Below are 20,441 nucleotides of genomic sequence, written 5' to 3'. Positions count from 1 at the left end.
AGCGACGATGCCCAAAGCTCCAGCGTCGCCTCGATCGATGCTCCCGTCACCACGACCTCCTTGTCATGGTGACCCATTGATTCAGAACATCATCAAGAGCGCAACTGTAATGCTAGGGAGATCGCGACGCTGTTTTTGTGCCGCTGCGCGCCTACAACATTGCTCTTGCAGGCGATCCGCGTATCCGTCCCGTCGCTATTTGCTGACCGATGAGCATGGCGCTCACATCGGCGGCCTATGGAGCAAGTGCGCTTACGATTGGCTGTTCGTAGAGCTTCTAGTCGTCCCGGAGGAGTACCGAGGCGGATACTACGGCAAGTCACTAATGAGCCAGGCTGAAGGTATTGCGCGTGCTAACGGCTATATTGGACTTTGGCTCAATACCTATGAGTTTCAAGCTCGTGGCTTCTACGAGAATCAAGGCTTTGAAGTGTTCGGCACGCTTGACGGTCATCCCATAGGGCAGAAGCGGTTCTTCCTCCGCAAGCGGTTTCAATAGTGGCGGCCTTTCTCGCTCATAAGGGGATGCCCCGGCTGTCTCGGCTGCCCGTCCCAGACCGGAAACGAGTGCAGACCTGACAGCCGGTTGGAGCCGATTGCGATAAGAAACGACGGTAATCCAACCGCGTCACTCTCATCTAACGTTGGCACTGCCTTCACCGGCTCCGCGATCATGAACGGAGCTAATGGCCTTCCTGTCGGAGGCGATCGCCTGCGCGATCAGTCCCGGTAAGCGCTCCTTGAGGATATCCTGCTCCACCCAATACCGCGCCGAGGCGGGGCTGGCGGGCTGGCGCGCCTCAAGCTTCAGGATGTGAAAACCTTCCGGGCCGCGCACCGGTTCGGTGATCCCGCCGACGGGCAGTGCCTGGACATAGGGGAAGAAGGCATCGCTCATTGTGGCGCCGAGCAGTTCGGAAAGCGCGCCCCCCTCAATGGCCGTGGACGCATCCTCGGACGCCGCCTCCGCGACCGTTTCGAAGCGTTCGCCGCCCTTGATCCGCGCGTGGATACGTCGGGCGAGTGCAAGTGCGTCGGCTTCGCTGCGGCTCTTGCCGTCGCGGGTCGGGCCGACCGCGACGAAGATGTGGCGCAGGCGGTACTCGTCATACCGCTCCGGATGGGCCGCGATCCGTTGCGCGACCTCCGCATCGGTCGGCCGCACCGAGTCCACGAGACTGCGCCGCGCCGCCTCGGCGAGGATCAGGTCGTCCGCTGCGGCCCGAGCGGCACGCACGTCGGCCCGGTCGGCCATTCCCTTGGCTCTTGCAACATTCGCCAAGCCGATCACCTGTCGAGCATCACGTCTCTCTGATTCCGTAATCTCGGTGTTTTCGAGCAGAACGGGATCGAAAAGCCATGCAAAGTCCGTTCGCGAATGTAACATTGCAGCCACGGACGATTGGTGCTGATCAATGACATTCATCCCCGTTTGCGCTTTTGCAGAAAGTGGTGAAATTAATATAGCAGTTAGTGCAATTTTAATTGCAAATTTATGGCTATATTTCATAAAAATCTCATCCCGCTGATTTTAACACGGCAAGATAACAACAAATTGATTGTTGAATTATCCGCTTTGCCATGCAATACTGTAACAAAGTCAAAATGTGATGGTGGAGATATGGTCGATTCGCCTGCCGATGTTCGTCACTCGCGTAAACCGTTAGCCGCGATTGCAGGGCTGGCCGTTGTGATGAGCGCCAGTGTCTTATTGATCCGCCACCACGAGTCTGAGGGTGGCACGTCGTCGAACGACGGGATCGTGGTCATATCGGCTCGCTCGCAGGACGTGCCCCATCGCGAACTCCCTGAAACCGACCCGGCAATGCCGTCACAGGCCATGATGCCATCTCCCGCCATGTTGGATGCGACGGACGTCGACCGGATGGTGTCGCAATATCTCCCCGTCTTGCGGGAGGTACGGAGCGAATGCGATGCCGATCGCTGCAGCGTCTCGGCCGAGCCCAGCGCGGCCGGTGCGCCTCTCGACGAACAGGCCTTCTCGCAGCTGGTCCAGGAGGACATGCCGGCGAGCCTCGCACGGGCGGGGTACGGCCTAACCGAACCCATCCAGATCGAAGAACTCGGCCCCGACCAATATCGGTTGCTGTTCCGGATCGAACGAAAGGCGCAGTGATCGGTTGCGGGCCGATGGGCGGCGCGAGGTCGCCCATCGGCCGTCGTAGGTCGGATGGTGTCAGCCCCAATAGCCCTGGAAATGGTTCTGACGCTTGCCCGCGCGGGACAGGTAGCGGACCGTGCCGTGGGGATCATCGGTGGTGATCAAGCCGAAACGCTGCTGAACCAGAAACGGCATCTCCCCGCGACGATCATCCGTGTCGCGGCCAGCCACCTGGCGATTGACGTAATAGGTGTAGTAGAGATCCGACAGCTTGTAGCAGCACGCGCCGGTGTTCTTGTAGAAGGTGTTCGGATTGGGCCCGTCCGGGATCGCCTGGAAGACGCCGACGCGGATGCCTTTTCTCAGCGCCTCGTCCTTCTGGTAAGACAGCAGGCCACCACTTTGCTTGACGTTGATCTCCATCGTCTTCACACGGCCGGACCAGGCGTTGAAAGCGTCGGCGACGCTGATCTTGCCCAGCATGTTGGTGGTAAAGACCGGAATGACCTTCAGGTTTCTGCTCTGCCGCCAGAAGGACTGGGGCGTCGGATAGAGGGTCGCGTTGACCTTCACCCCCATCACCCGGCCGCCGTCCGGCACCAGGCCCTTGACCAGATCATCGAGTATCCGCACCGCGCTAGTCGTCTTGGTATCGAAGATGATCGGCGTCGACCAACGATCGCCGGTATAGGTTTGCAGCACCTTGCTGACACGGGGAAGGCGCTGGTCCGACAATCCCGAGCGATTGGGCAGTAGCAAGGTGAGCCGGTCGAGTTGGGTCGCCGTCATGCTGCTGACCGCAGGGTTGGCGCCCCGGTCGCGGATCGGGTCGTATTTGCCGCCCGGCTCGAAACGGTAGACGTCCGTGGTGCGGCCCAGATTGAAGTCGTGCATCAGGTAGAGGACGCCGTCCTTCGACTCTTTCACGTCATATTCGATCCCGTCCATGCAGTCGGCGTTCGCCGACGCACCGGCCGCGATGGAGTTTTCCGGGATGGAGTTGTCGTTGCGGTTATACTGTCCCCAATTGCCGCGATGCGCCAGGAACAGCGTGTCGTTGGTTGCCCGCGTGTTCATGATTTCGTCCATCTGATAGGCGGCGGTCTGGCAGGTGGCGGCGCTGGCCTGATGCGCGCCGAACAGTGCCGCAGCACCGGTCAGTGTGCAAACCGCATGGCGGAAAAGTCCAAGGTGATCGAACATCAGTTTCTCCCAGATTGAGCGTTGGCGCTTGAAAACGGGTTGATACGGATTGGTTCTGACTCGGGCGTGGCTAGGTCGGCTTGGTTTCGCCGTCGTTTCGCCCGTGTGACGATAGAAGGACATTGCAAGGCAGCCGCTCGCCGATGGCCGGGCGCCCAGTCGCAACGGGCGAGGGGGGCTGGCAGCAGTATCGCGGCTCCGGCGGCCACCCGCATCAATAGCGCACGAGCGCGCCGATAAGGAAGGCCCGGCCGTTGTCGATTTCTTCCCGCAACAGGCCGAAGGCGGGGCCGAACATCCGCTGCGGGCGGAAGTTGGTCAGGTTCTTGCCCTGCGCGACGATCGTCCAGTGACGGTTTAGTTTTACGCGCAGCTGCGCGTCGAACAGGTCGCTGGCGGCATAGCGCCGGTCGCCGATCGGATCGCTGGTCGATACCGAATAGAGGATCGGCGACAGGTGGTTCCACGCGCCCTGCACGGTGACCGGGCCTGCGGTATAGAACAGCTTCACGTTGGCGACCGTGTTCGCGCTTTCGAACAAACCGGACAGACGACGGCGTGTAACGCCGTCGGATAGCGTCACCTCCGGTGGGGTCGGGTCGAGCAGCGTGACGTTGGCCGACGCGCCCAGCCCCGCCAGCGGGCCGGGCAGGAACGGCATCCGCGCCACGACTGCGTTGAGTTCGACCCCCTGCACCTTCGCGCTGCTGGCGTTGACCGGGCGGATGCGGGTGACGAGCTGCTGCGTACCGTCGAACAGCTCGCTCGCCTGGTTGCGCACGGTGATGATCTCGTCCTTGATGTCCTTACGGAACAGTCCGGCGGAGAACAGCACGTCGCGGTTCACATAATATTCCAGACTCAGGTCGTAATTGTCGGATCGCCGGGGTCTCAGGTCGGGATTGCCCGAGGTGATGCTGATCGCGCCGGTCGAGCTGTTGACGTTGACGCCCTCGCGCGCGGCCAGGTCGTCGTAATTGGGGCGGCCGAGCGTGCGGCTATAGGCAGCGCGGACGCGCAGACGATCGCTCAGGTCCCAGTCGAACTGCGCCGAGGGCAACCAGTCCCCATAGTGCTGCCTTTGCTGGCCCCAGCTATAAGCGCCACCACGTAGGCGATAGGACCCGGTGGTCAGGGTCGTATCCTCGAACCGGACCCCTGCCGTCAGCCGCGCAGTGTCGAGCGCGTACCGCGCCATCCAATAGCCCGCGAGGATATTCTCGGTCAGGTTGTAGTCCGATTGCAGGCTGTTGCCCGCATTGGCGGAGTTGGCGGTGAAGCCGCCGCGATTGGCCTCGAAAAAGGTGCGTGCGGCCGACGGATCGACGAACAACATCGTCTGCCCGCCGCCATTGTACGGCCTGTAGCTTTCCGGCGCGAGCGTGCCCGGCAACAGATAAGTGGAGGCGGCGTTCGTCCGGTAATTGTCCTGCACTGAGTCATAGCGGCGATCTAGGAAGCGGGTGAAGACCCCCGTCGCCATGCCGAAGCCGCGATCGTCCGGTTCGGCATTGAAGCGGATATTGGCGCGGGCGGTCAGCGCATTCTCGCGCTGGTCCTCGCCGGTCGTGCCATATTCGAACTGTCGGTAGTTGGCCGCGTTCGCGACATAGGCGGGGTTCGCGAAGTCGAATTGCGTGAACTGGCCGGGCGTGATCGTATAGGCGTAGGCGAGGTTGCTGGTGTTCGCGATACGATAGGTCGCGAGGCGGGCGTCCTGGCTGTAGGTCGCCACTGCGCAATTGACGCCCAGATCGGCACGGATGCGATCGCCGGGCGTCAGTTCGCCCCGGAAATCGGCATAGCGCATCCGGCGGGTCTGATAGTAATTTACCAGATCGACCTGCCCGCCGGCGCTGGCGACGTTGCCGCCGGTGGCGGTAACGTCGCTGAAGTAGGTGTAGCGGTTGGTGGCGCTCGTCACCGCCGTATTGGCCGTGATAAGGTTCGACTGACGTTCCTCGTCATTGATATGGCGGAAGTCGGCCAGCGTCACCGCCGCCTTGAACATCCGGTGATCGTCAAATTCCAGCTTGCCGAACACCCCGTAACGCTGACGGATGTTGTCGTAATGCAGCCAGCGTCGACGATCGGGCGCGACGACGGCGCCGGATACGTCACTGGCGGGCGAGGTCAGCCGCGTGCCGGTCGTCTGGTCGAAGTACAGGTAGTTGTCGCTGGCCGAGTTGAGCGAGGCGGAATCGCGCCGGAAGTAGCTGCCCGCCACGACCACGCCGAACTTGCGATCCGGCCCGAAGGTCGTCGAGGCGACCAGCTCGGCCTGACCCGACGGCCCCGCCTTGCCGCGCGTCCGCTGGAAATCCCATCGGCCGATGTCGAAGCGACCGCCGACGAACGGCTTGCCGCCTTTGTCGAAGGCGCTGCGGGTGCGCAGGTTGGCGATTCCGCCAATCGCGTTGGCGTTCATCGTCGCATTGAGCGACTTGTAGACCTCCACTCGCGACGCCAGCGACGAGGGGATCACGTCCAGCGACACGTTGCGCCGTCCGACCTCATTGGCGGGCAACGCAACGCCGTCGATCTCCACGAGATTATAGTCGGCATTCAGGCCACGGATCGACAGGAATTGCGCCTCCCCCCGCGCATTGTTCTGGATCGTCGAAATGCCCGGCACGCGCGTCAGCGCCTCGCCCAGCCCAAAATCCGGCAGCGTGCCGATCTCGTCCGAACTGATGCTGTCGGAAATGACGGGAATGTCGCGCTTGGCCGCGATCTCCCGCACCGCCTGCAAGTGCGCGCCGGTTACGACGATCTCTTCGCCCGCCTCGACCGCAGCAGCGGGCGTCGCCGACGGTGCCGTGGTCTGGGCATGGATCGGCGCCGCGATAGCCGATGACAACAACAGGAGACGGCGGATGGCCAGTGACGTTTTCATCGTGGTTCCCTCTTTCCCCGAAAAGGCTGGCCGCGTATTATTCACTATAGGTGACATAAACATGACGGCGCGACGTGCCGCGAGGTCATCATCAAGCAAGGACTGCAACGATGCGTGGATTGAGGTTGTTGAGCGTGTTGGTCGGCCTGGTCGGCAGCACCGGCGCGGCGGCGGCGGATCGCCTCTATGCATGTGGCGACGATCAGGTTCGCGAATATGTCCTGACGAGCACCGGCGCGTCGGAAACCTGGCGGTGGACCGCTGGCGAGGCCAGCGAACTGCCGCGAGCTTATCGGACGAAATTGCTCGCCCATATCGACGACTGCAAACCGGTTAACGGAGACAGGGCGATCCTCGTCACCGCCTCGACCGGAGGCGTCGTGCTGCTCGATCGCGCCAGTGGGAAGGTGCGGTTTCGCGCGACCGCGCCGATGGCGCATTCAGCGGACCTGTTGCCCGGCGGCTATGCTGCCGTAGCGCTGTCGATCAACCCGGCCGGTGACCGGCTGGAACTCTACCGGCTGTCGCGGAGCGAACAGCCGTTGGTCAGCCTCCCCCTGCCGTCCGGCCACGGCACAGTCTGGGACACACGGCGGCAAGGGCTGTTCGCGCTGTCGCACGATCTGATCCAGCTATTTTCGTTCGATCCGAAGGCCGGCGAACCGCGCTTGATCGAAACGGCGCGCTGGACGCTGCCGGGTCGTCGCGACGGCCATGACCTGTCCGCGACGCCCGAAGGCGGCTATGTCGTCACCACCGACGATGGCGTATGGAGCTTCGATCCCGATCGCGGCGCCTTCACGCCCATCCCAGCACTGAACCCCAAGCTGCGGGTCAAGGCGGTCAGCGTGACGAAAGGGGCGATAGCGTGGGTGCAGGCGGAGGAAAGCTGGTGGGCGCATGGCTTCTCGGTCGCCGACCGCGATGCGGGCCACCCGCGCCGGATCGAGACAACGGGAATGAAACTCTACAAGGTTCGCTGGCGCCGATGACGTGGCGCCGGGCCTGGACAACCTATCAGGTAGCCCATATCGGCAAGAGCCTGTTATGGACGGCCAGCGACCTGCTGACCATCTATCTGCTGGTCACGGTCTATGCCCTGGACCCGATGACGGCGGGGGCATTATTCCTCATCGGCCTGGCGGCTAATGCATTTGCGGATTTTATCGTCGGCAGCTATCTGGCGCGGCATCCCCGTCACGCGGCACCGATCGCGGCGGCGATGCTTGTGCTGGCTGGGATCAGCTTTCCGGCGACTGTGCTGCTCGCGCCCCATGGCTCGGCGGCATTGCTCGCGGCCACTTTGGCATTCCGCATTGCCTATGCCGGGGCCGACGTGCCGCACAATGCGCTGCTCACCCGGCTGGGCGACACGCCGGCCCGCGCAGTCAGTCTGGCGCGCGGACGGACGGTTGGGACGGCGCTCGCCTCGCTGCTGGCCGCTGGCGTCGCGAGCAACACCGCAAGCATCGGCGCCGCACCTTTGTTATGGGCCATCGCGGCGGGCGGCGTCCTGATCGGCGCGGCGATGCTGCCGCTGCTGCTCGCTTTCGCCCCCTCGTCATCACCCCGCGAGGTCGTTCACCCAACGACGCGTGCGCTGCCCTTACCGTTCCTGGCAGCCAGCGTCATCGGCATCGTCGCGCTGGGGGCGCTGGCCAAGGCGGTGCTGCATCTGCCGGCGGGTTGGCATCGCAGCCAAGACGGTACCTCGATCCTGACCCTGCTGATCATGGGGCGCACGACTGCGGCGCTCCTCCCAATCCGGCTTCGCGACATGCACTGCGGCATAGCGCTGCTGGCCGCATCCTATGCCGTCGCGGCGGCCATTGCGATCGGGTTCTCATGGAGCGCAGCTGCGCCGATGCTCGTCCTGCTCGGTCTTGCCCTGGGAACGACCAATCTGATCGGATGGGCGATCCTGCCGGTGCTGGGAGCCGGGCCGCGCGGCTACGGGTTGTACACCATGGCGTCCAAGCTGGCGCTGGGCGCCGCCGGCTTGGCTCTTGCCGGGGGGGTGGGCAGCGTGCCGACCTTCCTGCCCGCGAGCTATGTCACCTTCGTGTTCGCGGTAGGTGCGGCCTGCGGCGTCGCAGCCTTGCTGCTGCTACCCGGGTTGACACCGACGCCTCAGGCAGGCTTGCCAAAGGCATGAACGCGATCACCGCAGGCGACTACCCCGCCCATTTCCTTCGCGAAGACGGCCGCCGCACCGCAACCGCCAATGAGCGGGTGCTGATGGATCTCCTGTCGCGGCAAGGGCCGTCGAGCCGCGCCGATCTGGCCCGGCTGACCGGCTTGGCACCCCATTCGATCACCCGTCTGGTCGAGCCGCTGATCGTGCGCGGCCTGTTGCGGGAAGCGCTGCCTGTCGCGGCGGGGCGCGGCAAGCCCGCCGCGAAACTGGCGCTGGAGGGCTCCGCCGCCTTTGCGATCGGCCTGTCAGTGATGACCGATGCGGTATCGCTCGTGCTGCTCGACCTGGCCGGGCAGGTTCACGGCGCGCGCAGCGAACGGCTGGCCGACATTGAGATCCAGCCTGCCTGCCGCCAGATCCGCGGCATGATCGACGCCGCAATCGCCGACGCGGGGCGCGATGGAACGCGGCTGGTCGGGATCGGGATCGGCGTTACCGGCTATTTTATCGGCGACGGGGCGAGGCTGAACCCGCCAAGGTTGCTCGACCCCTGGGCGCTGGTGCCGCTCGATACGATCCTGTCCGAAGCGCTGGGCGAAAAGGTCTGGATCGACAATGACGGCAACGTCGCGGCAATCGGCGAGGCGATGCTGGGCCTTGGACGTGTGTCGCGCGACTTCGCCTATCTCTATTTCTCTGCCGGTTTTGGCGGGGGCATCATCGCGCAAGGGCGGCCGTTGCGCGGGCGTCACGGCAATGCGGGTGAGTTCGCGTCGATCCTGCCCGCCGACTGGCCGCAACCCAATCTCGAGGCGCTGCGCCTAACCTTTGAGGAGCATGGCACGTCGTTCCCCGACCTGCACGCGATGCTGACGGACTTCGACGCTGGTCATCCCGCTGTCGATACCTGGCTGGACCGTTGTATGCCGTCGCTCAATCTCGTCGCTTCGGCGATCTTTGCGACTATCGATCCGGGCGCGATCGTGCTCGGCGGCCGCCTGCCGGCCTCGCTCGCGTCACGGATTGCCCAGCGTATAAGCTTCACCAATCCTGCACGGCGCGGCTTCCACCGGCCGTCAGCCCGAATCATTCCTTCGATGATCGACGGAGATGCGACGGCTATCGGCGCTGCGACCCTGCCACTGCGCGCCGCATTCTTCGATTCCAATGCGGGACATGTGTTCATGGAAGACTGAGGGCATTCCCACTACTCGATCCCAATGGGATTGCCTCGGCCGCCTTACTGGCCAGGAAGGGCGCGAGCATTATTGGCTGCACGAGGGTTGCTCGGGATCGTCGAAGCTACGATGATTGCCTTCAGCGAATATTGCGGGAGGCAGTGAATGGTAGGCGATACCCATGGACAGGTCTGGGAATTGGCGCAGATTAACGTTGGGCGCCTGATCGCTCCAAGTGACGATCCACGCGTGCGCCCGTTTTTCGACGCACTGGACCGCGTCAACGCAATAGCGGATGCCGCTCCGGGTTTCCTATGGCGCCTGCAAAGCGATCAGGGGAACGCCACCGACATTCAACCTACCTCCGATCCGTTGTTCATCGTCAACATGTCGGTTTGGCGCGATGCCGATGCGCTGTTCCAGTTTGTGTATCGGAGCGCACACACGCCGGAAATGGCGCGGCGCCGTGAGTATTTCGATCGGTTCGAGGGTGCGTATCAGGCGCTATGGTGGGTCCCCGCCGGCCACCGGCCGAGCATCGATGAAGGCTTGTCCCGCTTGTGGCGGCTCGATCGATATGGGCCGTCGCCGTTCGCCTTTACGTTCAAGGCCCGCTTTGGCCAACCCGGCTCACCATCTCTGCCCGTGGATATGCAACCCGATCCCTGGTGCATCGGCAGAGCGTAGGTGCACGCCTCTGATCCTCGAAACGCCATCCCATGCGAGACGGGATCGCTATGCCTTGGGGTGTCATTCCGCCCCCAACCGTACCCGGCCACCAGCGGCGCATTTTTCAACAGCCCCGATCGTTTTTGGGAATGGCCGGGATCGGACGAAAGGACGGTCGATCAGAAGCCGTCGGTCGACGTCGCCTGCTGGATCACGAGCTGCCAACGACCATCTCGCTGCACCAATACGTCCGTGAAGCGGAGATACATCTCGCCATAATGGCCGAACGCAATGCCGCCGAGATGATCGACGTCCGTGACCACGGCCGTATCGCCATAAGTCATCGCGCGACGATCGACTTCTTCGTGGCCGCCAACCGTGTCGGCCCGCCTCATTCCCCGTAACGGAGCCGTGACCCTTCTTAGCGTCGCCGTCGCGAAGGCGGAGCTATTTCCATTGGGAACGGCCAATGAGACGGCCAGCGCCATCTTGTATCGGACCGAGAGGTAGAAATATCCGATTACGTTTCGATATGACTGCGGCACGCCCCGAACGCGGAAGGCGTCACCCCGACGATCCGCTTGAACATGGCCGCGAACGCTCCTGGAGTTTCATATCCGGTTGCACTTGCGACCTGCATGACGGACTGACCTTCGACGATCAGCGGCACCGCCATGACGATCCGTGCCTGCTGTCGCCAGACCGAGGCCGAGCACTTCAGTTCGCTATGGGCCAGTCGCCCCAAGGTGCGGATCGACAGACCGGATCGCCGCGCGATGTCCACCAGGGACAGTGTCTGTCCGGTATCCGCGAGCATCATGTCGCACGCCCGCTGCAATCGCGGGTCGGTCGCGATCGGCAAGGCGATGTGATCCGCCGGCAGACAGGCAAGTTCGTCGTGGATCACATCATGCAGCCGCCTTTCGCGCCTGGGCGATACGGGGAATGCCTGATAGTCGATCGCGCGGAGGATGAGGGCGCGCATCAATGGCGTCACACCGACGCCCCGCGGTCGTTCGAGCAGTTCGGACGCCAGATCCGCGTCATCGACGTATAGCGTGCGCAGCGACACAGGCCCCCGTGTGCGCATCTCGTGTGATACCCGCGGCGGTATCCAGACCGCCCGTTGTGGTGGCACGAGCCAGAGCCGCGACGCGGTGCGCACCTCCATGACTCCCGCGACCGCATGAACCAATTGCCCCTCGGCATGGCAATGCGGCCCGACGATCCACCCGGCCGGGTAGTCGCGCGCCAGCAGTCGGATGGAAGGGGGCCTGCCAGTCACATGGTCCTCATGGCCGTCAAAGGTGCTGCCGGAACCAGTCTCGCGCCGCGCCGCTCGTGATCGCGAACTGATCGACATAGGGATCAAAATGACCTCCCGGCACCATCACCAGTTTCTTCGGTTCGAGCGCCCGCTCATAGGCGTCGAGGCAAAGGTCGGTCGCCGTCAAGACGTCGTTTCGCGCGACGATCATCAACAGCGGTGTCGGGCTGATCCGCGCCATATAGATGCCGGGCTCGTTCTCCCGGGCCATTTCAGCACTGCGTAACGTCATCTCGTTGCGCCAGTTCGGTGCCATCTCGCGCGTCCCGGTGAAGAACGCATAGCTGTCCTCGCCGGCCATCGCACAGGGCATCGCCGGATCGGCCGATACCGCCGGCAGCATCATCGGCGGTTCCCCGCGAAAGCGACCCGCCCGGTCGGCCTCGAATCGCGCGAGCACAGAGGGCACCAGATCAGCGCGTGTACGGCGTTGCGCCGATTGCCAGCCGCTGATGGTCGGCACCTGTGAGACGACGCATTTCACGCGCCGGTCGATCGCCGCGACCTCGAGCACATGCCCGCCGCTGAAGCTGGTCCCCCAAATGCCGATGCGCCCGGCGTCCACCCAGTGGAGCGTCTGCGCGAAAGTGATGGCATCCCGGTAGCCACGACGCTGCAGCACCGGGTCGACTTCCTGCCGGGGCTCCCCGCCGCTCGCGCCGAAATTCGCATGGTCGTAGAGAAGAACCCCGATACCTGCCGCAACGAAGACGCCGGCGTATCGATCGAGATACTGTTCTTTCACGCAGGTCAGCCCATGCGCCATCACGATCAGCGGACAAGGACCTCCGCTTTCCGGTCGAAAAAGCCAACCGGAAAGAGTTCGATCCTCCGATAAGAACGTAACATCGTGGCGCATTGTCGCTCCCCTTATAGCATTCGTCACGCCACATGACGCAAAGCAGCCGCTCCCGCGCCGCGACATCAGCCGATCACTACGCCAAAACGGTCATTGCCCTGGGATCGGAGCTATGCTGGAGAATGCCGATCCAATACACCTTCCCTTGTGGGAACATGCCGAAGCCGGTTATACGGATAGACGATAGCGCCGCATGTGGAGATCGCCCCGTGCATACAAGTCGCTGTCGGCCGGGACTGCTAACGTCCCCTCAAAGCTTGCCCCGGCTTTTTCTAACGTGCGGCAAGAGGCGATATTATCCGGCCGAACGGTAATCCAGATTTCCTCGAAGCCGTGGCTCCGAGCGATCGGACGCAATACCGTCAGCGCCTCGCTCGCATAGCCGTGTCCCCGATGTTCTGGCTCCACCTTGTATCCTACATGCCCACCATACAGGTGCATGTAGTCAGTGTTTCCGAGGCGAAGTTGGATCGTGCCGACCACTTCGCCCCCAGCAACTATGTCGTAGAACTCGGCCGGTGCCCAACCACGTTCCGGGTCAGCTGCCGTCACCTTCTGCAACCTCAACGTGACCGCCATAAGAGCCTCTGATACCGCGTGGCCTCCATGCTTTCGACCATATCGCTTACCTCAGCCATTTTCATTCCCGTTCCCAATTCACCATCCCAACGGGAATGCCCCGACCGTATCGTTCTCGATTGTGGGGGACGGCTAGCCGGTGATAGGGAGCAGCGTGATTACGATCCGCTCTGCCGTGCCCGATGATGCGGAAACACTTACCAACCTGATGCATGGTTCGGTCGCTTATAGCGGTAAGTACGCAAGTATCCTCGACGGGTATGCGGTCACGCCCTCGCAGATCGAGCGAGATGTTTTCTATATCGCTGAGCGTAACGGCACCTTGTGCGGATTTTATAGTCTAACCCTTGATGGTGAACCCGAACTGGACCTGATGTTCGTAGCAGATGGCGTTCAGGGTAGCGGCTTAGGATCTAGGCTGTTTCGGCACATGATGGCGGAAGCGAGGCGGCGGGGTATCGTCTCGATTAGGATCGTTTCCCATCCGCCCTCAGTTGGCTTCTATGAGGCGATGGGTGCGGTCGTCGTCGGTACGAAACCACCGACAATCAAGGCAACGTGGAGCCGTCCGATCCTGTCGCTAGCGATCTAGCCACCTTTCCCAGAATACCATCGAATACAGGGAATGGCGCGGCCTTCCCAAAACCAGTCTGTCACCGGTTTCGGGACAGCCTTTTTTACCCCTGCCCAATGATCAGCCTGATCTTACCAAAGCGTCTGGCCGCTAGCTTCCACGAAGCGACCAGATACGGCATCGTCCCCGAGCAGCGCGTCCTCGACGGGGAGTTTCGCCCCCTTCCTCGGGTGTCATGAAGCCGTTGTGTTCGGTAAGGTCGATCTTCACATAGCCAGGGCTGACCGAGTTGATGACGTGCGGCGTAGCGAATAATGATGATTTCCCTGAGCTTCGTCGAAGTGAATGCCGGCACATCAATCTCGTTTGATCATGCTACCCACCTTGGCCGAGAGCGCTTCAAGAGTGAAGGGCTTGGTGAGCAACTCCATACCCGCCTCTAGGTGCCCGTTTCCCACGGCAGCATTTTCGGCGTAGCCTGTGATGAACAACACTTTCAGGCCTGGTCGGAGCGCTCGTGCCGCGTCGGCGACCTGCCTGCCGTTCATGCCCCCAGGCAGTCCGACATCGGTGATCAGCAACTCGATCCGGGCACCGGACTGGAGGACCTTCAAACCGGCGTTGCCGTCGGCAGCGCCAATCACGGTATAACCCGCCTCGTCCAGCACCTCGTCGATTAGATGACGGATCGTCGCCTCATCATCCACGACGAGGATGGTCTGCCCCGTGGCCTGCGCGGCTATGGTGAGGGCCTCCTCCTCTTCCACTAGCATCGCATCACCGACGAAGCGGGGCAGGTAGATGCAGATGGTCGTGCCCATGCCCAGCTCCGAATAGATCCGGACCTGTCCGTCCGACTGGCGCGCGAAGCCGTAGATCATCGACAGACCGAGACCCGTGCCCTCGCCGAGCGGCTTGGTCGTGAAGAAGGGCTCGAAGGCCCGTTGGATTGTCTCTGCGGTCATGCCGGTGCCGGTATCGGTCACGCAGACAGACAGGTATTGCCCGGGGGGCAGGTCGCGTTCGCGCGCAGTTCGCTCGTCCAACCACTTGTTCGCCGTCTCGATGGTGATGCGGCCGCCATCCGGCATGGCGTCGCGTGCGTTGATGCACAGGTTGAGCAGCGCATTCTCGAGCTGCCCGGCGTCGATGTTCGCGGTCCATAGCCCGGCAGCACCGACGATCTCGATCTCGATTTCGGGGCCAACGGTCCGCCGAAGAAGCTCCTCCATACCGGCTGCGAGCCGGTTCACGTCAGTGGGTTTAGGATCGAGCGTCTGACGGCGAGAGAAGGCGAGCAACCGCTGGGTCAGCGATGCCGCCCGTCGGCCGGCACCTTGCGCGGCGACGATGAAGCGCTCGCTGTCCTGGATCTTGCCCTGTGCAAGGCGAATTTGCAGCAGCTCCATGTTGCCCATCATGCCGGTGAGCAGATTGTTGAAGTCGTGTGCGAGGCCGCCGGTCAGCTGGCCCACGGCCTCCATCTTCTGCGCCTGACGGAGTTGATCCTCGATCAGGCGTTGGCTGGTCATGTCGACGCCCACCCCGGTTCTCCGCGACGGGTGTCCTTCCGCGTCAAAGTAGGTGTGCCCCCGCGACAGCACCCAGTGAAGCGATCCGTTGGGATGGACGATGCGGTATTCGAGCTCGATTTCGCCCGCTCGCTGCAATCCCGCGGCCATCACGCCGTTCAGCTCGACGCGGTCTTGCGGATGGACATTGGCCAGGAACTCGGCGCTCGACAGCCCCGCTGCGCCCCGCGCCGGGTCAAGCGCGTACAGCGCTGATATCGCCGCATCGCAGAAGAAGCGGTCGGAGCGGATGTCGTAAGTCCAGACCCCGACCCCACCAACCGCTGAGAGCGCCAAGCGCGCGAAGTCCTGCTCGTCGCGGAGCCTTGCCTCAACCTCGCGCTGCTGGGTGATGTCGCGTCCGGTGGCGTAAGTTAGCTCGCCAGCCGGAGCGGCGACCCAGGAGATCCACCGCGTCGAGCCGTCTTTGTGACGGTAGCGGTTCTCGACTGTCGCATGCTGGCCTGTCGCCGCTGTCTCATAGGCTCCGATGGTGCCGGCATGATCGTCCGGGAGGACGAATTCGTTAACGTGGTGGCCTACTAGCTCGTGTGGCTCGTAGCCGAGCAGGTCAGTCCAAGCCGGGTTCACACGCCTGAACACGCCATCGAAGTCGATCACGAGCATCAGGTCGGGCGAGGTTTCCCACATCCGGTCGCGTTCGACGGTGCGCTCGACCACCTCGCGCTCGAGCGTCTCGTTTGTCTGCTGCAGAGCCACCTCAGCGTTCTTGCGCTCGGTGATGTCGTTGAACAGCAACGCCACGCGGTGTTCGTCGGGACGGCCGATACGCAGCGCATGCACGTCGTACCAGTGGCCGAGTGGTTCGGCGAAGTTCTCGAATCTTACAGGCCCGCCAGTGGCAGCGACCCGCCCGTAAAGCTCAAACCAGTGCTTCTCGAGATCGGGCGCCAGCTCACTGACCCATTTGCCGAATGACCCGTGCAGGCCGGTTTGCCGTTCGTAGGCGGTGTTTCCCTCCTCGATCATGTAGTCGACAGGCTCGCCTGCGTCGTTGAAGCGCATACGGATGATGCAGAAGCCGACATCGATCGCGTCGAGAACCGATCGATAGCGGTCCTCCGTCGCAGCTAGCTCGTCCGCCGCTCGCATCGTTTCGGTGACGTCGACGCCCTGTACCAGAATGCCGATGACGGCACCGGCATCGTCGCGAACCGGCTGGTAGATGAAGTCGAGCAGCCTCTGATCGATCGGACCATCGGGCTCGGCCTGAACGTCGTAGCGGGCGCCCCGCGCCTGGTACGGCTCGCCGGTGGCGAAGGCGTGGTCGAGCAGCGCGACGTAGCCCTGCTCGGCCGCATCACTGAGTGCCTCTACTACCGTCCGCCCGATCAGCTCGCGCTGTCCAACCGATGCGCGGTAACTGGCGTTGGCGAAAGCGAACCGGTGCTCGGAACCGAGCAGCAGCGCGATCATCGCCGGCGCCTGCTCAAACAGGCCGATCAGCTTCTCACGCTCATCCGTCAGCGCCGTGATCGCAGCGGCATTGCGCTCCGCCTCGGCCGTTAGCGCCTGATTGGCGCGGTAGACTGCCTCGGCGCGGTCGAAGATGCCGCTGTGGTCGGGACGAAGCTGCACCCCGCTATCACCAGCCTCGATGGTCTGCCGCAGGGTCTCCAAGTCGGTCACATCGATCGGGTGCTGGAGAACGAACGACACTTCGTCGTCGTCCCCGAGCACGGGTGTGTGCGTGATGCTCCAGTAGCGCTTTTCCAGCCCGCCGCCTTCCGAGGCGGGTCTTGGCACGTCGAAGCGCAGCAATGCCATGGTGTCGGCCTGTCTGGTCCGAAGCACGCGCTGGAACGAATCCACTGCCTGGCGCAGCGTCTCCTCATCGGTGGGAAAGGCATCCCACGCCCAGCGACCGACGATGTCAGGCAACTCACGGCGGACCGACGCGAGATAGGCCTTGTTCGCCGTTGCGATGTTCAGGTCGCGATCCAGCACCAGATATGGGTTCGGCGAGGCGTCGAAGAAGGTGGCGAGGTCGGCGATCGATGCAGGCACGGGTTACTCACTGACGGAAGTGTGGAGCGGCGCGTCCAAATAGCGGGCCAGCAAATAAAATTACCAATCACAACGCCCTTGTGCTCGGCTGTGTCCCCCCCGGGGCAACGGGCACATTGCCAAAGGGATGATCAAACGACCGATCCGGCTATGGATTGGAAACGAGCATCGTCAATGACGTGGCCTCGATCCTTCGCTAAATAGCGGTCATGGGACCCGATCCATTTGTTGATGATCCATGCGCAGCTGACGTGGCGGCGGTAGGCCGCCTGGACGTGGTGCCGACGCTACTTGATACGGTCTGCCGGATCACCGGGATGGGGTTCGCCGCGATCGCCCGGGTAACCGACGACAAATGGATCGCCTGCAGCGTCAGGGACGAGATCAACTTCGGACTTCAGCCTGGTGGCGAGCTGAAGCTGGAGACGACCATCTGCCACGAGATCAGGCAGCACCGGCAGGCCGTGGTCATCCCTGACGTTGACGCAGACCCCGCCTATGCGGCGCATCACACGCCCGCGATATACGGCCTGAAGAGCTACATCTCGGTCCCGATCGTGCTGCCGGAAGGCCGCTTCTTCGGTACGTTGTGCGCGATCGATCCCAGTCCGCACGATCTCGCCAGGCCTGAGATCCTTCCGACCTTCGAGATGTTCGCGAGGCTGATCGCTCTGCAACTGGATCAGGCCGAGCAGGCGTCGGCTCGGAACGAGGCCGGCCGGGCTATGCGCGACAGCGAGGCGCTTCACCGCCAAATCCTCGACAGCGCGACGGACTTCGCGATCATCGCCACTGACCTCGATGGCCGGGTGACCCGCTGGAACGCAGGTGCCGAGAACATCCTGGGCTGGACCGAGCGGGAGATGATGGGAGAGCCGGTCGACCGGTTCTTCACTCCCGAGGATCGCGCTGTCGGTCGGCCGCAGACCGAGATGCGACTGGCGCTGGAACACGGCCACGGCAACGACGAGCGCTGGCACCTCAGGGCAGATGGTACGCGCTTCTGGGCGCAGGGCGAGATGACGCCGCTCAGGCGATCCGACGACAAGGTCGTTGGCTTCGTGAAGGTGCTGCGCGACCGTACGGCGGAACGGCTGCGCGAGCAGCGACTGGACCTGCTGGCGCGGGCCTCCGCAGGCCTCCTTTCGTCGGATGATCCAGACAGGGTGCTCCGGGATATCCTGTCATCAGGCGCCGAGACGCTCGGCTATGACCAGAGCTACAGCTACCTGCTCAATAATGACTGCACGCGCATGCGCCTTCTCCAGTCGATGGGGGTGGAGGAGGAGGTTCGGAACTGGCTGGCCGACGCATGTCCGGCGGACGTGCCGCTCTGCGGCTTCGTCGCGGAGAGCCGGGAGCCACTCATCCTGGACCATGTCCAGCAATCGGCTGACCCGCGGACAATAATCAGCCGACACCGTGGCACGCGTGCCTATGCGGGCTTTCCTGTTCAGTCCGAGGAGAAGCTCTACGGCGTGATCTCCTTTGTTTCGACGGTCCATGATCGCTTCGAGAACGAGGCCATTTCCTTCTTCGAGAGCTTTGCGCGCTTCCTGTCGATCGGTCGCGAGCGATTAGACCGCGAGGCCGCCCTGAGTGACCTGGCCATGACGCTGGAGCGTCGCGTCGAGGAGCGTACGCGCGACCTACTCGCCTCTGAGGAAGCCCTGCGTCACGCGCAGCGCATGGATGCGATCGGCCAGCTCACCGGCGGGGTCGCGCACGACTTCAACAATCTGCTGACGGTAATCCGTGGATCCGTCGATCTCCTGCGTCGACCAGACCTGCCCCAGGACCGGCGCACGCGCTACATCGAGGCGATCGGCGACACGGCGGACCGCGCGACCAAGCTGACCAGTCAGTTACTGGCGTTCTCGCGCCGGCAAACGCTGCATCCCACAGCGTTCGATGTCGCCGAGCGGCTGCGTGGTGTGGCCGAGATGCTGGACACGGTGACCGGTGCCCGCGTGGCCGTCACCCTCGACCTCCCGGACGAAGTCTGCGTTGTCAGGGCGGACGTCGGTCAGTTCGAGACGGCGTTGGTCAACATGGCAGTCAATGCCAAGGACGCGATGGGCGGCGAGGGAGAACTCAGGATCCGACTGGTCTGTGGTGTCCGTAAGCCCACTATTCGCGGCCACGCAGCGGTGGATGGTGGGTTCGCGGCCGTTTCCCTCACCGATACGGGAGCAGGCATCGCGCCCGCTGACATCGCGCGAATATTTGAGCCGTTCTTCACGACCAAGGAGGTCGGCAAGGGCACCGGCCTTGGCCTCAGCCAGGTGTTCGGCTTCGCCAAGCAGTCGGGTGGCGATGTTGATGTTGAGAGTTCACCGGGCGTCGGCACCACCTTCACCCTGTACCTCCCCGAAGCCGCTGCGGGTATTGAGTTGGGAACAGTTGTGCCAACCCCAGAGCGCGTGCATGCCACGCGCGGGCTGTCCATCCTGGTCGTGGAGGACAATCAGGAGGTGGGTCGTTTCGCTAGCGAGGCGTTGAACGATATGGGCTTTCGTACCACGCTCGTGCCTAGCGCCGAAGATGCGCTTGAGGCGCTCGGTACCAATTCCGGTACGTTCGACGCCGTTTTTTCCGACGTTGTGATGCCAGGGATGGGCGGCCTGGAACTGGCCAAGCGGCTGCGCAAGACATGGCCGCACCTGCCCGTGGTTCTTGCGAGTGGGTATAGCCACGTCCTCGCGCAGGAAGGCGCACATGGCTTCCTTCTTCTGCAAAAACCTTATTCGGCGGACCAGCTCGCCCGTGCAATAGACACGTTGGTCATCCCGGATCGGGAGGCGGCGCCTGCACCCACTGGATGAATGCCAATCTCTGCCTCTTCCGTACAGGTCGGCTATGATGAGCCGGAGGCGGCTAACGCCTCTAGGCTCAGGACCTATTAAATATCTTGCATGATCGGTGACGGGTTGATTCATTGGCGGTGGAGGTGCGGCCGATGAGTGACCTGTTCTGGCTGACAGACAAGCAGATGCAGCGGATTGAGCCGTATTTTCCGGTGTCGCATGGCGTGCCGCGCGTGGATGACCGGCGGATCGTCAGCGGGATCATTTTCGTGATCCGCAACGGCTTGCGCTGGCGAGATGCGCCAGCGGCTTACGGTCCGCCCAAGACGATCTACAACCGGTTCATCCGCTGGAGCCGGATGGGGGTGTTCAACTGTGGATCGGCGTGGAAAAGGGACCCCGGTAGCGGGGTGATCGGCGTCGAAAAAGGACCCCTCATCCCGGTGGTCTAGGGTGCTCGCTTGGCGGTGTGTCAGGCGGCGAGATCGGGA

The 20,441-nt window shown here is 63.0% G+C and carries 16 protein-coding genes and 1 pseudogene; 9 read left to right on the top strand and 8 right to left on the bottom strand.

Annotated elements, in window-relative coordinates:
* The first annotated feature begins 199 nt into the window (after window positions 1-199).
* Window positions 200-499 carry a GNAT family N-acetyltransferase gene (locus tag U1703_RS18115; RefSeq protein WP_332786852.1) on the top strand — a complete coding sequence of 100 codons (300 nt, stop codon included), beginning with the start codon at window positions 200-202 and terminating at the stop codon, window positions 497-499.
* Window positions 500-634: 135 nt separating this feature from the next.
* Here the strand turns inward: U1703_RS18115 and U1703_RS18110 are convergent, their stop codons facing one another.
* Window positions 635-1,510 (bottom strand): peptidylprolyl isomerase, encoded by an 876-nt coding sequence (locus tag U1703_RS18110; RefSeq protein ID WP_332786851.1) that lies wholly within the window; start codon window positions 1,508-1,510, stop codon window positions 635-637.
* A gap of 111 nt (window positions 1,511-1,621) precedes the next feature.
* On the opposite strand from U1703_RS18110, the gene U1703_RS18105 reads away from it, so the two are divergent.
* Entirely contained in the window at window positions 1,622-2,137 is a 516-nt protein-coding gene (locus U1703_RS18105; RefSeq protein ID WP_332786850.1) for a hypothetical protein, read from the top strand.
* A 60-nt stretch (window positions 2,138-2,197) separates the two neighbouring features.
* Here the strand turns inward: U1703_RS18105 and U1703_RS18100 are convergent, their stop codons facing one another.
* On the bottom strand, window positions 2,198-3,325 hold the full coding sequence (locus tag U1703_RS18100) for a glycerophosphodiester phosphodiesterase family protein (RefSeq protein WP_332786849.1): 1,128 nt from the start codon (window positions 3,323-3,325) through the stop codon (window positions 2,198-2,200).
* Between the two features lie 214 nt (window positions 3,326-3,539).
* Window positions 3,540-6,221 carry a TonB-dependent receptor gene (locus tag U1703_RS18095; protein WP_332786848.1) on the bottom strand — a complete coding sequence of 894 codons (2,682 nt, stop codon included), beginning with the start codon at window positions 6,219-6,221 and terminating at the stop codon, window positions 3,540-3,542.
* Between the two features lie 110 nt (window positions 6,222-6,331).
* Here U1703_RS18095 and U1703_RS18090 point away from each other — a divergent pair, with 110 nt between their 5' ends.
* From U1703_RS18090 to U1703_RS18075, 4 genes are all read left to right on the top strand, one after another.
* On the top strand, window positions 6,332-7,213 hold the full coding sequence (locus U1703_RS18090; protein ID WP_332786847.1) for a DUF6528 family protein: 882 nt from the start codon (window positions 6,332-6,334) through the stop codon (window positions 7,211-7,213).
* On the top strand, window positions 7,210-8,376 hold the full coding sequence (locus tag U1703_RS18085) for an MFS transporter (protein ID WP_332786846.1): 1,167 nt from the start codon (window positions 7,210-7,212) through the stop codon (window positions 8,374-8,376). The genes U1703_RS18090 and U1703_RS18085 overlap by 4 nt, the downstream gene beginning before the upstream one ends.
* Window positions 8,373-9,554 carry an ROK family transcriptional regulator gene (locus U1703_RS18080; RefSeq protein ID WP_332786845.1) on the top strand — a complete coding sequence of 394 codons (1,182 nt, stop codon included), beginning with the start codon at window positions 8,373-8,375 and terminating at the stop codon, window positions 9,552-9,554. Before U1703_RS18085 ends, U1703_RS18080 begins: the two co-directional genes overlap by 4 nt.
* A 147-nt stretch (window positions 9,555-9,701) precedes the next feature.
* Window positions 9,702-10,223 carry a DUF3291 domain-containing protein gene (locus U1703_RS18075; protein ID WP_332786844.1) on the top strand — a complete coding sequence of 174 codons (522 nt, stop codon included), beginning with the start codon at window positions 9,702-9,704 and terminating at the stop codon, window positions 10,221-10,223.
* Between the two features lie 161 nt (window positions 10,224-10,384).
* Here the strand turns inward: U1703_RS18075 and U1703_RS18070 are convergent, their stop codons facing one another.
* The 4 genes from U1703_RS18070 to U1703_RS18055 form a co-directional block, all read right to left on the bottom strand.
* Window positions 10,385-10,693: a Cif family virulence factor gene (locus tag U1703_RS18070; protein WP_332786843.1), complete on the bottom strand. Its 309-nt coding sequence runs from the start codon at window positions 10,691-10,693 to the stop codon at window positions 10,385-10,387.
* A 32-nt stretch (window positions 10,694-10,725) separates the two neighbouring features.
* Window positions 10,726-11,490: an AraC family transcriptional regulator gene (locus U1703_RS18065; RefSeq protein ID WP_332786842.1), complete on the bottom strand. Its 765-nt coding sequence runs from the start codon at window positions 11,488-11,490 to the stop codon at window positions 10,726-10,728.
* 16 nt (window positions 11,491-11,506) lie between these two features.
* Window positions 11,507-12,391: an alpha/beta hydrolase gene (locus tag U1703_RS18060; RefSeq protein ID WP_332786841.1), complete on the bottom strand. Its 885-nt coding sequence runs from the start codon at window positions 12,389-12,391 to the stop codon at window positions 11,507-11,509.
* Window positions 12,392-12,559: 168 nt separating this feature from the next.
* Entirely contained in the window at window positions 12,560-12,970 is a 411-nt protein-coding gene (locus U1703_RS18055; protein WP_332786840.1) for a GNAT family N-acetyltransferase, read from the bottom strand.
* Window positions 12,971-13,124: 154 nt separating this feature from the next.
* Here U1703_RS18055 and U1703_RS18050 point away from each other — a divergent pair, with 154 nt between their 5' ends.
* Complete coding sequence (locus tag U1703_RS18050; protein WP_332786839.1) at window positions 13,125-13,562, top strand: GNAT family N-acetyltransferase; 438 nt, start codon at window positions 13,125-13,127, stop codon at window positions 13,560-13,562.
* A gap of 338 nt (window positions 13,563-13,900) precedes the next feature.
* Here U1703_RS18050 and U1703_RS18045 read toward each other — a convergent pair whose 3' ends face one another.
* A complete protein-coding gene (locus tag U1703_RS18045) occupies window positions 13,901-17,143 on the bottom strand; it encodes a PAS domain-containing protein (RefSeq protein ID WP_332786838.1) in 3,243 nt (1,080 codons plus the stop codon).
* 209 nt (window positions 17,144-17,352) lie between these two features.
* Between U1703_RS18045 and U1703_RS18040 the strand changes: the two genes are divergently transcribed.
* Both U1703_RS18040 and U1703_RS18035 read left to right on the top strand, forming a co-directional pair.
* Window positions 17,353-19,968: a GAF domain-containing protein gene (locus U1703_RS18040; RefSeq protein ID WP_332786837.1), complete on the top strand. Its 2,616-nt coding sequence runs from the start codon at window positions 17,353-17,355 to the stop codon at window positions 19,966-19,968.
* Window positions 19,969-20,102: 134 nt separating this feature from the next.
* A pseudogene (locus tag U1703_RS18035) lies at window positions 20,103-20,321 on the top strand (transposase); the annotation flags it as partial.
* Between the last annotated feature and the right edge of the window lie 120 nt (window positions 20,322-20,441).

The organism is Sphingomonas flavida (assembly GCF_036663655.1).
In the GTDB taxonomy this organism is placed as follows: domain Bacteria; phylum Pseudomonadota; class Alphaproteobacteria; order Sphingomonadales; family Sphingomonadaceae; genus Sphingomonas.
Note: the sequence above shows the minus strand (reverse complement) of the source record. Positions and strands in the feature narration are given on the sequence as shown.